The following is a 14,429-nucleotide window of genomic DNA, read 5'->3' on the forward strand; positions in this document are numbered from 1 at the left end:
GTTGTCTACCCTTGACCTCAGGGCCGCTAAAATATTGGGGCCTGGTCAATTCGGCGGTGCCCCCCGGGTTTAAAAACTCTAAGCGGGTTGGGGGGGGGGGGGGGGGGGCGCCCCCCCCCCCCCCCCCGCCCGGTTTCCGTCAGCGGCTCAGAGCGCCGAACGCAGCCACATCTCCACGCTGGCGATATGCACCGTCGCCCAGGATCGCGCCGCCTCTGCGTCCCTGTCGCGCAGCGCCGCGAGGATCGCGCGGTGCTCGTGCAGCGTGCGGCTGACCGCGTCCTCCTGGGTCAGGCCGCGCCATATCCGGGCCCGGGTGGTGGGTCCCGAGAGCCCGTCGAGCAGCGAGCAGAGCACCGAGTTCCCCGACGCCTGCACGATCCCGCGGTGGAACTCCAGATCGGACGCCACCAGCTCCTCCACCGAGGGCTGCGGCCCCAGCGCGTCCAACTGCGCGTCGAGGCGGGCGAGTTCCTCATCCGTGACCCGGGCGCTCGCCATCGCGGTGGCCGCCGGCTCCAGGATGCGGCGCACCGCGAGGAACTCCAGCACCGTGTCGTCGCGGTGGAAGTCCACCACGAAGCTCAGCGCCTCCAGCAGCAACTGCGGTTCGAGGCTGGTGACATACGTGCCGTCGCCCTGCCGCACATCGAGGATGTGCATGAGCGACAGGGCGCGTACCGCCTCCCGCAGCGAGTTGCGCGAAAGCCCCAGATCGGCGGCGAGTTCACTTTCCTTGGGCAGGCGGTCGCCCGGGCGCAGTGCGCCCGAGACGATCATTCCCTTGATCTTCTCTATGGCCTCGTCGGTGACAGCCACGGGCGACCTCCAGACATCCGATGTATCGCCCCCATTATGCGTCCAAGAACGCGAAAGCGGGGCGGTACCCCGGAGGTACCTGTCCGTCGCACCGATCGGCCGGCCGCACCGCGTCAGCCGCGCCGGGCCAGCAGCTCCTCCACGCGGGCGCGGATCTCGTCCGTGGCCAGGCCGCGGATGGTCAGTGTCGTACGGCGGCGCAGCACGTCGTCCGCCGTCTCCGCCCACTCGTGGTCCCGCGCGTACACCACCTGCGCCCAGATCTCGGGCGCCTCCGGGTGGATCCGCTCGCCCAGCTCGGGGTGCTCGTAGGCGAGGCGTACCAGGTCGAAGGCGAGCGAGCCGTAGTGCGTCGCCAGATGGTGCGCGGTGTCCGGCGCCATGCCTGGCCCGGGACCGCCGCCGTCGATCATCAGCCGGTGGGCCACGGCGTGCGGGTTCGAGATGCCGGGCAGCGGGAACTTCTTCGGCAGCCGCGCCACCGGCTCCACGTCCGAACCGAGCGGGCGCCCCGGCAGGGTCTCCAGCTTGGTCAGGACCGTACGGCCGATATGGCGGAACGTGGTCCACTTGCCGCCCGCGACCGACAGCATGCCGCCGCTGCCCTCGGTCACGACCGTCTCGCGCTTCGCCTTGGACGTGTCGCCGGGACCGCCGGGCAGCACCCGCAGCCCCGCGAACGAGTACGTCATCAGATCGCGGGACAACTGCTGGTCGCGTACCGAGAGCGACGCCTCGTCCAGGATCTGGTGGATGTCCTTCTCGTTGACCGCGACGTCCGCCGGGTCGCCCTCGTACTCCTCGTCGGTGGTGCCGAGCAGCAGCATGCCCTCCCAGGGCAGCGCGAAGGTGATGCGGTACTTGTCGATCGGTGTCGCGAGCGCCGCGTTCCACGGCGCGCTGCGCTTGAGCACGAGGTGCGCGCCCTTGGAGAGCCGGATGGAGGGCTCGGAGTTCGGGTCCTCCATCTTCCGCAGGTGGTCCACCCACGGCCCGGTCGCGTTGAGCACCAGCCGGGCGTTGACGCCGAACTCCGTACCGTCCATCCGGTCCCGCAGATCGGCGCCGGTCACCCGGCCGCCGGAGAACCGCAGCCCGGTCACCTCGGCGTGGTTGAGCACGGCGGCGCCCGACTCGACGGCGGCGCGCACCGTCATGATCGCCATGCGCGCGTCGTTCATCTGGTCGTCGCCGTAGACGGCGACGGCCTGCAGGTTGTCGGTACGCAGCTCGGGCACCGCCTGCCGCGCCTTGGCCGGGCTGATCACATGCCCGACCCCGTCGCGGAAGGCGGAGAGCGCCGAGTAGGCGAAGACGCCGGCGCCGAGCTTGGCGGCGCTGTGCGGTCCGCCCTTGTAGACCGGCAGATAGAAGGTCAGCGGGTTGGCCAGGTGGGGGGCGACCTGGTTGGAGACGGCGCGCCGCTCGAAGTGGTTCTCCGCGACCAGCTTCACCGCGCCGGTCTGCAGATAGCGCAGACCGCCGTGGAGGAGCTTGGACGAGGCCGACGAGGTGGCGCCGGCGAAGTCGCCGCCGTCCACGAGGGCCACCCGCAGTCCCGACTGCGAGGCGTGCCAGGCGGTGGAGATGCCCAGGATGCCGCCGCCGATCACCAGGAGGTCGTACGTCGCGTTGGACAGTTGCTCCCGGGTTTCGGCGCGGCTCGGAAGGGAACCGCCAGCCGGGTGCGTCCCCAGTGCGGGGCCGCTCTGCAGGGTGCTCATCGTTACTCCTTGTCAGCCTTGCGGTGCGTCGGACGCTCTCCGGTTCAGCCGTCGTCCTCGTCGAGCCAGCCCTTGGTGCGGTCGACCGCCTTGAGCCAGTTCTTGTACTCGTGGTCGCGCCGTGCCGCGTCCATGTCGGGTGTCCACTCGGCGGCCCTGCGCCAGTTGGCGCGCAGCGCGTCGGTGTCGGGCCAGAAGCCCACGGCGAGGCCGGCCGCGTAGGCGGCGCCGAGACAGGTCGTCTCGGCGACCATCGGGCGTACCACCGGCGCGTCCAGGACGTTGGCCAGCGTCTGCATCAGCAGATTGTTCGCCGTCATACCGCCGTCGACCTTGAGGGACGTCAGCTCGACCTTGGAGTCCTTGGTCATGGCGTCGCTGATCTCGCGGGTCTGCCAGGCCGTGGCCTCCAGGACGGCGCGCGCGATGTGCGCCTTGGTGACGTAGCCGGTCAGTCCGGCGATCACCCCGCGGGCGCCCGAGTCCCAGTGCGGGGCGAAGAGACCGGAGAAGGCGGGGACGAAGTACGCGCCGCCGTTGTCCTCCACGGAGGAGGCCAGGGTCTCGATCTCGGGGGCCGAGTTGATCAGGCCCATCTGGTCGCGCATCCACTGCACCAGCGCGCCGGTGACGGCGATGGAGCCCTCCAGCGCGTACACCGCGGGCTGGTCGCCGATGCGGTAACCGACCGTGGTCAGCAGGCCGTTGTACGAGTTGATCGGCTTGTTGGCGGTGTTCATCAGCATGAACGTGCCGGTGCCGTAGGTGGACTTGGCCTCGCCCTCGGCGAAGCAGGTCTGGCCGAACAGGGCCGCCTGCTGGTCACCGAGCGCCGAGGCGACCGGAATCCCGTCCAGGGGGCCGCCCTTGGCCGTGCCGTACACCTCGGACGAGGAGCGGATCTCCGGCAGCATCGCGGTCGGGACGCCGATGGAGTTGCAGATCTTCGGGTCCCACTGGAGCGTGTCGAGGCGCATCAGCATCGTGCGGGACGCGTTGGTGACGTCGGTGACGTGGACGCCGCCGTCGACTCCGCCGGTCAGGTTCCAGATGACCCAGGAGTCCATGGTGCCGAAGAGGATGTCGCCGCTCTCCGCGCGCTCGCGCAGCCCCTCGACGTTGTCGAGCAGCCAGCGCGCCTTCGGCCCGGCGAAGTAGGTCGCGAGCGGCAGTCCGGTGTCGCGCCTGAACCGGTCCTGGCCGACGTTGCGGCCCAGTTCCCTGACCAGACCGCTGGTCCTGGTGTCCTGCCAGACGATGGCGTTGTGCACGGGCTCACCGGTGTTCTTGTCCCAGAGCATGGTGGTCTCGCGCTGGTTGGTGATCCCGATCGCCAGGACGTCGGCCTTGGTGATGCCGGCCTTCTCGATGGCGTTCGCCACGACTTCCTGGACGTTGGTCCAGATCTCCTTGGCGTCGTGCTCCACCCAGCCGGGCTTGGGGAATATCTGCTCGTGCTCCTTCTGGTCGACGGCGACGATGCGCCCGTCCACGTCGAAGACGATGCAGCGGCTGGAGGTCGTGCCCTGGTCGATGGCCGCGATGAACGGCCCGGTTCCGTGGGAGGAGGTTGCGTTGTCGTCACTCACGGTGTCTGCTCCTGGTCCGTCGGGATGGTGGGGGAGGCCGGCCGGGCGGTCACATGAAGCAGGCCCGGTAGAAGCCGGCCGCCAGGGCTGCGCCCGCGAACGGCCCGATCACCGGCACCCATGCGTAGGTCCAGTCGGAGCCGCCCTTGTTGGGCAGCGGCAGGATCGAGTGGATGATGCGCGGGCCGAGGTCTCGGGCCGGGTTGATGGCGTAACCGGTCGGTCCACCGAGGGAGAGACCGATGGCCACCACGACGAACGAGGTGATCAGGATGCCGATGGGGCCGAGCCCGTCGCCCTTCTGGTTCAGACCCTGCGTCAGGACCGCGATGACCAGGACGAACGTGGCGATGATCTCGGTCAGCACGTTCTGCCAGTAGTTCCGCACCTCAGGACCCGTGGAGAAGATACCCAGCACGGGACCCGCCTTCGGCGCGGTCTTCTGGTCGACCAGGCCCTCCACCTCGGGCTGCGCCGCGAGGATCTCGGGGTCGCGGAGATGGGCGTAGAACTGGCCCAGGTAGGCCAGGTACACCAGCACGGCACCGATCATCGCTCCGAGCAGCTCGGAGCCGATGTAGAGAAGGACGTCGCCCCACTTGATGCTGCCCTGGATGGCCAGCGCGATCGTCAGCGCCGGGTTCAGGGACGCGGCCGATTTCGGGGCGGAGAGATACGCGCCGACCATGACCGCGAAACCCCAGCCGAGGCTGATCGCGACCCAGCCCGCGCCGGAGGCCTTGGACCGCCTGAGTACGACGCCCGCGACCACACCGCCACCGAGCAGGAGAAGCGCGGCGGTACCGGCGGTCTCGCCTAGGAAAATGTCGAGATTGGACACCCGAAGACTCCTTCGTCCAGGGGAAGGCGAACCTCCGGCTCGTACCGATGGTCCGCGCCCTCGGTGAGGGCATTTCGGCCCTTGGCGTTGTCACGACCGCTGGCTCGTCCACCGAAAAGCGTTCGACAATGCCGACCGTCTTACGGCAGTCTCATCCTCGGGTCGTGATGCGGTCAAGGGTTCCGGGGCCGAAACCTTGTTCAAGTCAGATCATCCGGCAAACCACTCAAAACCGCCCGGCGCCGACATCCCGGGACACCGACCGGGCGCATTCGCGGACCGCCGCGATCAGCTCGGGACGCGGCTCGCCCGACGCGCAGATCCGTTCGACCGCACCGGTGACGGCGATCGCTCCCACCGGCATCCGGCGCCTGTCGTGGACCGGTGCGGCCACCGCCGCCACGCCGTCCCAGGTCTCCTCGACGTCCGACGCCCAGCCGCGCGCCCGGGTCAGTTCGAGAATTTTCTCGAACTCGGCCAGACCGGTGACGGTCCGCGCCGTGAACGCCGTCCGCTCCCCCTGTACGGCCTCGTTGCGGGCCACCGGGTCGTACGCCGACAGCACCTTGCCCAGCGCCGTCGAGTGCAGCGGCTGCATCGCCCCCACTTCCAGCACCTGCCGGCTGTCGTCGGGCCGGAAGACATGGTGGACGATCAGCACGCCCTCCAGGTGCGCCACGCCCAGATGGACGCTCTCACCGGACGACCTCGCCAGGTCGTCCGTCCAGACCAGGGCGCGCGAGCGCAGCTCGTGGACGTCCAGATAGCTGTTGCCGAGCCGCAGCAGCTCGGCGCCGAGCTGGTATCTGCCCGAAGGGCCGTCCTGCTCCACGAACCCCTCGGCCTGGAGCGTGCGCAGGATGCCGTGGGCGGTGCCCTTGGCGAGACCGAGTGAGGAAGCGATGTCGGAGAGGCCGAGCCTGCGCTCCCCGCCCGCGAGGAGCCGCAGGATCGCGGCCGCCCGCTCCAGCGACTGGATCGTCTTCGCCATGGGACGGACCTCCAAAACGGGATTCGACAATGCTGAACACTATCGGCCGATGCCGACCTTCGCCCCGCCGAGCGGGGACGCTCCCCGGCCGCCGTGGTGGAATGGCCGACCGCAACGAGGCAGGCCCGGCTACCCTGGCGAGGTGCCCCTTCCGCCGGGAAGGCGCAAAGCCGACAGCCGTCGCAACCCGGGAGTACATACATGGCCTCGTCGCCAACCCCAGCCCCCGCTACTGACAGCCGTACCCGCATCGAAGCCCTGCGCGACGCCTTCGCCACCCGCGTGGTGGTGGCCGACGGCGCGATGGGCACGATGCTCCAGGCGCAGGACCCCACCCTTGAGGACTTCCAGGACCTCGAAGGCTGCAACGAGATCCTGAACGTGACACGCCCGGACATCGTCCGCTCCGTGCACCAGGAGTACTTCGCGGTCGGCGTCGACTGCGTCGAGACCAACACCTTCGGCGCGAACTTCGCGGCGCTGGGGGAGTACGACATCCCCGAGCGGGTCTTCGAACTCTCCGAGGCCGGTGCCAGGATCGCCCGCGAGGTGGCCGACGAGTTCACCGCCTCCAGCGGCCGCCAGCGCTGGGTGCTCGGCTCCATGGGCCCCGGCACCAAGCTGCCCACCCTGGGCCACGCCCCGTACACCGCGCTGCGCGACGCCTACCAGCAGAACGCCGAAGGCATGATCGCCGGCGGCGCCGACGCGCTGCTCGTCGAGACCACCCAGGACCTCCTCCAGACGAAGGCCGCCGTCCTCGGCGCGCGCCGCGCCCTGGAGGCCACCGGTGCCAACCTCCCGATCATCTGCTCCGTGACGGTCGAGACGACCGGCACGATGCTGCTCGGCTCCGAGATCGGCGCCGCGCTGACGGCCCTGGAGCCGCTGGGCATCGACATGATCGGGCTGAACTGCGCCACCGGGCCCGCCGAGATGAGCGAGCACCTGCGCTATCTGGCCCGGCACTCCCGGATCCCGCTCTCCTGCATGCCCAACGCGGGACTGCCGGTCCTCGGCAAGAACGGCGCCCACTACCCGTTGCAGCCCGCCGAGCTGGCCGACGCCCAGGAGAACTTCGTCGGCGAGTACGGCCTCTCGCTGGTCGGCGGCTGCTGCGGCACCACCCCCGAGCACCTGCGCCAGGTGGTCGAGCGGGTACGCGACCTGCCCCGCACCGAGCGCGAGGCGCACCCCGAGCCGGGCGCCGCCTCGCTCTACCAGACGGTGCCCTTCCGCCAGGACGCGTCCTTCCTCGCCATCGGCGAGCGCACCAACGCCAACGGCTCGAAGAAGTTCCGCGAGGCCATGCTGGACGGCCGCTGGGACGACTGCGTCGAGATGGCACGCGGTCAGATCCGCGAGGGCGCGCACCTGCTGGACCTGTGCGTCGACTACGTCGGCCGCGACGGCGTCGCCGACATGGCCGAGCTGGCGGGCCGGTTCGCCACCGCCTCCACCCTGCCCCTCGTGCTGGACTCCACCGAGCTGCCCGTCCTCCAGGCGGGCCTGGAGAAGCTGGGCGGCCGGGCCGTCATCAACTCCGTCAACTACGAGGACGGCGACGGCCCCGAGTCCCGCTTCACCAAGGTCACCAAGCTGGCCGTCGAGCACGGCGCGGCGCTGATCGCGCTGACCATCGACGAGGAGGGCCAGGCCCGCACCCCCGAGCACAAGGTCGCCATCGCCGAGCGGCTCATCGACGAACTGACCGGCACCTACGGCGTGCACGAGTCGGACATCCTCATCGACACCCTGACCTTCACCATCTGCACCGGCCAGGAGGAGTCCCGCAAGGACGGCATCGCCACCATCGAGGCGATCCGCCGGCTCAAGGAGCGGCACCCCGACGTCCAGACCACGCTGGGCCTGTCCAACATCTCCTTCGGCCTCAACCCGGCCGCCCGTATCGTCCTCAACTCCGTCTTCCTCGACGAGTGCGTCAAGGCCGGACTCGACTCGGCGATCGTGCACGCGTCGAAGATCCTGCCCATCGCCCGGCTGGAGGAGGAGCAGGTCAAGGTCGCCCTCGACCTGATCTACGACCGCCGCGAAGAAGGCTACGACCCCCTGCAGAAGCTCATGGAGCTGTTCGAGGGCGTCAACACCAAGTCGATGAAGGACGGCAGGGCCGAGGAGCTGCGCGCCCTGCCGCTCAACGAGCGCCTGGAGCGGCGCATCATCGACGGCGAGAAGAACGGCCTGGAGGACGACCTCGCCGCCGCCCTGGTGGAGCGCCCCGCGCTGGAGATCGTCAACGACACGCTGCTGAACGGGATGAAGGTCGTCGGCGAGCTGTTCGGCTCCGGCCAGATGCAGTTGCCGTTCGTGCTCCAGTCCGCCGAGGTGATGAAGACGGCGGTCGCGTATCTCGAACCGCACATGGAGAAGACGGACGACGACGGCAAGGGCACCATCGTGCTCGCGACCGTACGCGGCGACGTCCACGACATCGGCAAGAACCTCGTGGACATCATCCTCTCCAACAACGGCTACACCGTGGTCAATCTGGGCATCAAGCAGCCCGTCTCCGCGATCCTGGAAGCCGCCGAGGAGCACAAGGCGGACGTCATCGGCATGTCGGGTCTGCTGGTGAAGTCGACCGTGATCATGAAGGAGAACCTGGAAGAGCTGAACCAGCGCAAGATGGCGGCCGACTTCCCCGTCATCCTCGGTGGCGCCGCGCTCACCCGGGCCTATGTCGAGCAGGACCTGCACGAGATCTACGAGGGCGAAGTCCGCTACGCCCGCGACGCGTTCGAGGGCCTGCGGCTGATGGACGCGCTGATCGGCGTCAAGCGCGGCGTCCCCGGCGTCACGCTGCCCGAGCTGAAGCCCCGCCGGGTCAGGGCCACCGCCAACACCGTGGTCGAGGAGCGTCCCGAGGAGGGCGGCGGGCGCTCGGACGTCGCCGTCGACAACCCCGTACCCACACCGCCGTTCTGGGGCACCCGCGTCGTCAAGGGCATCCAGCTCAAGGAGTACGCGTCCTGGCTGGACGAAGGCGCGCTGTTCAAGGGCCAGTGGGGCCTCAAGGAGGCCCGTACCGGCGGAGGACCCAGCTACGAGGAACTGGTCGAGACCGAGGGCCGGCCGCATCTGCGCGGCTGGCTGGAGCGGCTGCACACCGAGAACATGCTGGAAGCCGCCGTCGTCTACGGCTACTTCCCCTGCGTGTCCAAGGGCGAGGACCTGATCCTGCTTGGTGAGGACGGCTCCGAGCGCACCCGCTTCACCTTCCCCCGCCAGCGGCGCGGGCGCCGGCTCTGCCTCGCCGACTACTTCCGCCCCGAGGAGTCCGGCGAGACGGACGTCGTCGGGCTGCAGATCGTCACCGTCGGCTCGAAGATCGGCGGCACGACCGCCGAACTCTTCGAACGCAACGCCTACCGCGACTACCTGGAGCTGCACGGGCTCTCCGTCCAGCTCGCCGAGGCCCTCGCCGAGTACTGGCACGCCAGGGTCCGCTCCGAGCTGGGCTTCGCGGGCGAGGACCCGTCCGAGGTCGAGGACATGTTCGCGCTGAAGTACCGCGGCGCGCGCTTCTCGCTCGGCTATGGGGCCTGCCCCAACCTGGAGGACCGGGCCAAGATCGCCGAGCTGCTGGAACCCGAGCGGATCGGCGTCCAGCTCTCCGAGGAGTTCCAGCTCCACCCGGAGCAGTCCACCGACGCCATCGTCATCCACCACCCGGACGCCACCTACTTCAACGCCCGGTGAACATCGGTCCGAGCACCCGGTAATCGCTGAGCGCGACAACCGGACAAGTCGTACACTGGTCGGCCCAGCGCAGGCCGGTCGCCTGTTCCGGCGGGACACCCCGCGGACAAGGCGACCGGCCTTCTCGTCCCTCTTGGAGGTGTGCCGGATGACCAGTACGGTCCCCGCGTCCCTGACCCGTACGGCCGAAGGGTCCTCCCTGCAGGCTGTCCTCCTCGACATGGACGGCACCCTGGTCGACAGCGAGGGCTTCTGGTGGGACGCGGAGGTGGAGGTCTTCAAGGGCCTCGGACACACCCTCGACGAGTCCTGGCGCGAAGTGGTGGTCGGCGGACCCATGACCCGCAGCGCCGGCTTCCTGATCGAGGCCACCGGCGCCCCGGTCACGCTGCCCGAACTGACCGTGCTGCTCAACGAGACCTTCGAGCGGCGCATCGGGCTCGGCGTACCGCTGATGCCCGGCGCCGCACGGCTGCTGGCCGAGCTGTCGGCCCACCAGGTGCCCACCGCCCTGGTCTCCGCCTCGCACCGGCGCATCGTCGACCGGGTGCTGGTCTCGCTGGGCCCCGACAACTTCGCGCTGACCGTCGCCGGCGACGACGTGGCCCGTACGAAGCCGCACCCCGACCCCTATCTGATCGCCGCGCGCGGCCTCGGGGCCGACCCCGCCCGCTGCGCCGTCGTCGAGGACACGGCGACCGGCGTCGCCGCTGCCGAGGCGGCGGGCTGCCAGGTCGTCGTCGTACCGTCCGTCGCGCCCATCGCGCCCGCCGAAGGGCGCACGATCGTCGGATCGCTGGAAGAAGTCGATCTGGTATTCCTGCGCGGACTGATGACTCCGAGGCGCTGATCCGCACGGCGCGAGTCTGCAATTTGCATTCGGAGACTCATCGCATTGGCCCGTGTATTTTCCGTGACATTGCCGGACCGCTATTCAGTGCGGCCTCGGCACGGTGCGAGTGACCTTTATCACGCGCCATGGCGTCGACAGGTGGCGAAAGAGCCTGCTTCGGGTGGTGCGGAGGGTGTTTCGCCGTGCCCATGTGTCCCGATTGGTGAAGCGGTGTACGAAACATGACGGCACCAGGAAATTGCACCCCGGTCGGTAGTGATCACTTAGCGTTTACGCCGCTGTTCGCACCCGGTCCTGCATTCCTCGCACCGCCGACTAATCTCGTGCCGAGTACTTCGCCGCCTCACCGACGTGTCCCGACGGTCCACCAAGTCGCCGTGAACACGGGACCGATCACCCTGCATCCCGGCCCGAACGCGCAGCCCCGAACGGGTGGCACGGCGGAGTCTCCTTCACACCGCTGTATCCCAGTGCCGCATGAGGAGTACGTCCAGGATGAACCGCAAGACCTTGGTGTTGACGGCCGTTGCCGGTCTGCTCGCGCCCGTGCTGGCCGGTTGCGGTGGTGCGGAGGGCGGTTCGGGCGGTGACGCGGCCATTGTCGTGGGCACCACGGACCAGGTCGTCGCCACGAAGGAAGTGCCGGCTCCGCTGGATCCCGCCTCCACGTACGACACTTCGACGTGGAACGTCATCCGGCAGACCCTCCAGACCTTGATGGCCGTGCCGCGCGGCGGCGGTGTGCCGGTGCCCGAGGCCGCGTCCAAGTGCGCCTTCACCGACAACGAGGACGAGAGCTACCGCTGCACGCTGCGCGAGGGCCTCACCTTCAGCAACGGCGACCCGGTCACGGCCGACGATGTGAAGTTCTCCATCGAGCGGGTCGTCGACATCAACGACCCCAACGGCGCCGCCGGTCTGCTGAACAACATCGACGCGATCGACACCAACGGCGACCGCGAGGTGATCTTCCACCTCAAGACGTCCGACGCGACGTTCCCCTACAAGCTCGCGACCCCCATCGCCGGTGTGGTCAACCCCAAGCAGTACGAGGCCAAGAAGGTCCGCAAGGGCTTCGACGTCGACGGATCCGGCCCTTACACGCTCAAGGCCGAGGTCAAGAACGACAAGGTCACGAAGATCGTGTTCACCAAGAACCCCAAATACAAGGGTGCTCTCAAGGTGAACAACAACAAGGTCGAGCGGATCACCTTCGACGATCCCGACACCATGGGCAAGGCGCTCGACAAGGGCGACATCGGGGTCATGCTCCGCACCATGTCGCCCGAGCAGATCAAGCAGATGACCGAGCACCCCACGGACGACATCGACCTCACGGAGATGCCGGGTCTGGAAATCCGCTACCTGGCCTTCAACACGGCCGCGCCCGCGGTGAAGGACAAGGCGGTCCGCCAGGCCGTCGCCTACAGCATCGACCGCAACAAGCTCGTCAACGACGTGTACGGCACGACGGCCGAGTCGCTCTACTCGCTGATCCCCTCGGGCATCAGCGGCCACACCAACTCCTTCTTCAACCAGTACGGCGACCCGTCGCTGTCCAAGGCGCAGGACGTGCTGCGGAACGCGGGCGTCAAGACCCCGGTCCAGTTCACCCTGAACTACACGACCGACCACTACGGTCCCGCCACGAAGAAGGAATTCCAGACCCTGCAGAGCCAGCTCAACGCGACCGGGCTCTTCAAGGTCCAGATCAAGGGCACCGAGTGGTCGGCCTTCCGCCCGGCCGAGGTCGCCCGCAAGTACGAGGTCTTCGGGATGGGCTGGTTCCCCGACTTCCCGGACCCGGACAACTACGTCGCGCCGTTCCTCGACAAGGGCAACTTCCTCAACAGCCCCTACGTCAACGCCGAGACGCAGAACCAGCTCATACCGGAGTCCCGCAAGGAGGCCAACCGCGCCGAGGCTTCGGACACCTTCGGCCGGATCCAGGACATCGTCGCCCAGGACGTGCCGGTCCTGCCGCTCTGGCAGGGCAAGCAGTACGTGGCGTCGCGCGACGACATCACGGGCGTCGAATGGGCCGTCAACTCGGCTGCCGAGGTGAACCTCTGGGAGCTGGGCCGGGGCAGCTCCTGACCCCTGGGCCTCCCGGCACCGGTACAGCGGACCGAAGGGCCGGCCACGCGAGTGCGACGCACTCACGCGGCCGGCCCTTCGGCCTGTCCGCTCCGGTCACCCGGCGGCCCGGCGGCGGCTCACTGCGCGCCGGGGCGCACCAGACCGCTCTCGTACGCGTACACCGCTGCCTGCACCCGGTCGCGCAGGCTCAGCTTCGTCAGCACATGGCCCACATGCGTCTTGACCGTCGTCTCGCTCACGAACAGGTCCGCGGCGATCTCCGCGTTCGACAGGCCGCGCGCGACCAGCTTCAGCACCTCGACCTCGCGCTCCGTCAGGGTGTGCAGCGTGTCGGGCACCGGATCCTCGCCGGACGGCAGATGGTCCGCGTACTTGTCGAGCAGCCGGCGCGTGATGCTCGGCGCCAGCATCGCCTCACCCGCCGCGACCACCCTGATGGCCTGCACCAGCTCGTTGGCGGGCGCGTCCTTCAGCAGGAAGCCGCTCGCCCCTGCGCGCAGCGCCTCCACGACGTACTCGTCCAGGTCGAAGGTGGTCAGCACGAGCACCTTCGCCGGGCCGTCCCTGCCGGGGCCCGTGATCTGGCGGGTCGCCTCGACGCCGTCCATCCGGGGCATCCGGATGTCCATCAGCACCACGTCGGGCTGCAACGCCCTGACCTGGTCGATGGCCTGGAGGCCGTCCCCGGCCTCGCCGACGACCGCGATGTCCTGCTCCGCCTCCAGGATCATCCGGAAGCCGGTGCGCAGCAGCGGCTGGTCATCGACCAGTAGGACGCGGACAGTCACAGGGAACTCCCATTCACTAGACCGGCCCCATTCTGCCCTGACGGCCCTGCCAGGACTCCGTCGGGCGCGCGGCCGCTACGCCGTCTCCCGCACGGTCTCCTGCTCCGGTACGGCGGCGGCCCCCGGCACCGGCAGCGGATAAACCGGTGGTGTGCCGCCGAATTCCGGACAGAGCGCCTGATGGTCGCACCAGCCGCACAGCTTCGTCGGCCGGGGCCGCCAGTCTCCCGACTCCGTCGCGGCCCGGATCGCGTCCCACAGGGCCAGCAGCTTGCGCTCCACCCGCTCCAGGTCCGCCACCGCCGGGTCGTACGTCATGACCTCGCCGCTGCCCAGATACACCAACTGGAGCCGGCGCGGCACCACGCCCTTCAGCCGCCAGATCACCAGGGCGTAGAACTTCATCTGGAACAGCGCCCCTTCCGCGTACTCGGGGCGGGGCGCCTTGCCCGTCTTGTAGTCGACGATCCGCACCTCGCCGGTGGGCGCCACATCGACCCGGTCGATCACCCCGCGCAGCCGCAGCCCCGACGCCAGCTCCGTCTCGACGAACAGCTCGCGCTCGGCCGGCTCCAGCCGGGTCGGGTCCTCCAGCGAGAACCACCGCTCCACCAACCCCTCGGCCTCGGCGAGCCAGCGGGTCAGCCGCTCACCCTCCGCGTCCTCGGCGAACAGCTCGGCCAGCTCGGGTCTCGACTCCAGCAGCCGGTCCCACTGGCCCGGCACCATCGCCCGCGCCCGCGGCGCCGTGCGCTCCGCCGCCGGATCGTCGAACAGCCGCTCAAGCACCGCGTGCACCAGCGTGCCGCGGGTGGCCGCCTCACTGGGCTTCTGGGGCAGCTTGTCGATGACCCGGAAGCGGTACAGCAAGGGGCACTGCATGAAGTCGCTCGCACGCGAAGGCGACAGCGACGAGGGCGGCGTGCTGGTAGTCATGACGCAGACCCTAAGGCCCGGCACTGACAGCAGGGGCATGTCCGCCGGACCGCACCCCGCCGAATACC

At 69.2% G+C, this 14,429-nt stretch carries 10 protein-coding genes; 3 read left to right on the top strand and 7 right to left on the bottom strand.

The annotated features are described in order from the left end of the window. Positions 1 to 147: 147 nt before the first annotated feature. The 5 genes from ACZ63I_RS29370 to ACZ63I_RS29390 all read right to left on the bottom strand — a co-directional run bounded on the left by ACZ63I_RS29370 (position 148) and on the right by ACZ63I_RS29390 (position 5,964). Positions 148 to 819 carry a FadR/GntR family transcriptional regulator gene (locus ACZ63I_RS29370; protein ID WP_469342210.1) on the bottom strand — a complete coding sequence of 224 codons (672 nt, stop codon included), beginning with the start codon at positions 817 to 819 and terminating at the stop codon, positions 148 to 150. A 113-nt stretch (positions 820 to 932) separates the two neighbouring features. Continuing rightward, complete coding sequence (locus ACZ63I_RS29375) at positions 933 to 2,543, bottom strand: glycerol-3-phosphate dehydrogenase/oxidase (RefSeq protein WP_469342211.1); 1,611 nt, start codon at positions 2,541 to 2,543, stop codon at positions 933 to 935. 44 nt (positions 2,544 to 2,587) lie between these two features. Next, complete coding sequence (glpK, locus tag ACZ63I_RS29380; RefSeq protein WP_469342212.1) at positions 2,588 to 4,132, bottom strand: glycerol kinase GlpK; 1,545 nt, start codon at positions 4,130 to 4,132, stop codon at positions 2,588 to 2,590. Positions 4,133 to 4,181: 49 nt separating this feature from the next. After that, a complete protein-coding gene (locus ACZ63I_RS29385; RefSeq protein WP_469342213.1) occupies positions 4,182 to 4,973 on the bottom strand; it encodes an MIP/aquaporin family protein in 792 nt (263 codons plus the stop codon). Positions 4,974 to 5,199: 226 nt separating this feature from the next. Continuing rightward, positions 5,200 to 5,964, bottom strand: a complete 765-nt coding sequence (locus tag ACZ63I_RS29390) for an IclR family transcriptional regulator (RefSeq protein WP_469342214.1) — start codon at positions 5,962 to 5,964, stop codon at positions 5,200 to 5,202. Between the two features lie 201 nt (positions 5,965 to 6,165). Between ACZ63I_RS29390 and metH the strand changes: the two genes are divergently transcribed. From metH to ACZ63I_RS29405, 3 genes are all read left to right on the top strand, one after another. After that, the gene (metH, locus tag ACZ63I_RS29395; RefSeq protein ID WP_469342215.1) at positions 6,166 to 9,684 is read left to right on the top strand and encodes a methionine synthase; all 3,519 of its coding nucleotides are present in this window, start codon (positions 6,166 to 6,168) and stop codon (positions 9,682 to 9,684) included. Positions 9,685 to 9,832: 148 nt separating this feature from the next. Then, the gene (locus tag ACZ63I_RS29400; protein WP_469342217.1) at positions 9,833 to 10,534 is read left to right on the top strand and encodes an HAD family hydrolase; all 702 of its coding nucleotides are present in this window, start codon (positions 9,833 to 9,835) and stop codon (positions 10,532 to 10,534) included. A gap of 498 nt (positions 10,535 to 11,032) precedes the next feature. Continuing rightward, positions 11,033 to 12,634, top strand: a complete 1,602-nt coding sequence (locus ACZ63I_RS29405) for an ABC transporter substrate-binding protein (RefSeq protein WP_469342219.1) — start codon at positions 11,033 to 11,035, stop codon at positions 12,632 to 12,634. Between the two features lie 119 nt (positions 12,635 to 12,753). Here ACZ63I_RS29405 and ACZ63I_RS29410 read toward each other — a convergent pair whose 3' ends face one another. Beyond that, complete coding sequence (locus ACZ63I_RS29410) at positions 12,754 to 13,425, bottom strand: response regulator (protein ID WP_041991370.1); 672 nt, start codon at positions 13,423 to 13,425, stop codon at positions 12,754 to 12,756. A gap of 75 nt (positions 13,426 to 13,500) precedes the next feature. Further along, positions 13,501 to 14,361: a RecB family exonuclease gene (locus tag ACZ63I_RS29415; protein WP_469342220.1), complete on the bottom strand. Its 861-nt coding sequence runs from the start codon at positions 14,359 to 14,361 to the stop codon at positions 13,501 to 13,503. Positions 14,362 to 14,429 lie beyond the last annotated feature (68 nt).

It is taken from the genome of Streptomyces sp. NPDC087906 (assembly GCF_055584925.1).

Bases quoted from the DNA above. Each gene is read 5' to 3' on its own strand.
- ACZ63I_RS29415 (WP_469342220.1), bottom strand. From the start codon at position 14,361: ATGACTACCAGCACGCCGCCCTCGTCGCTGTCGCCTTCGCGTGCGAGC.
- ACZ63I_RS29390 (WP_469342214.1), bottom strand. From the start codon at position 5,964: ATGGCGAAGACGATCCAGTCGCTGGAGCGGGCGGCCGCGATCCTGCGG.
- ACZ63I_RS29400 (WP_469342217.1), top strand. From the start codon at position 9,833: ATGACCAGTACGGTCCCCGCGTCCCTGACCCGTACGGCCGAAGGGTCC.
- ACZ63I_RS29405 (WP_469342219.1), top strand. From the start codon at position 11,033: ATGAACCGCAAGACCTTGGTGTTGACGGCCGTTGCCGGTCTGCTCGCG.
- ACZ63I_RS29375 (WP_469342211.1), bottom strand. From the start codon at position 2,543: ATGAGCACCCTGCAGAGCGGCCCCGCACTGGGGACGCACCCGGCTGGC.
- metH (WP_469342215.1), top strand. From the start codon at position 6,166: ATGGCCTCGTCGCCAACCCCAGCCCCCGCTACTGACAGCCGTACCCGC.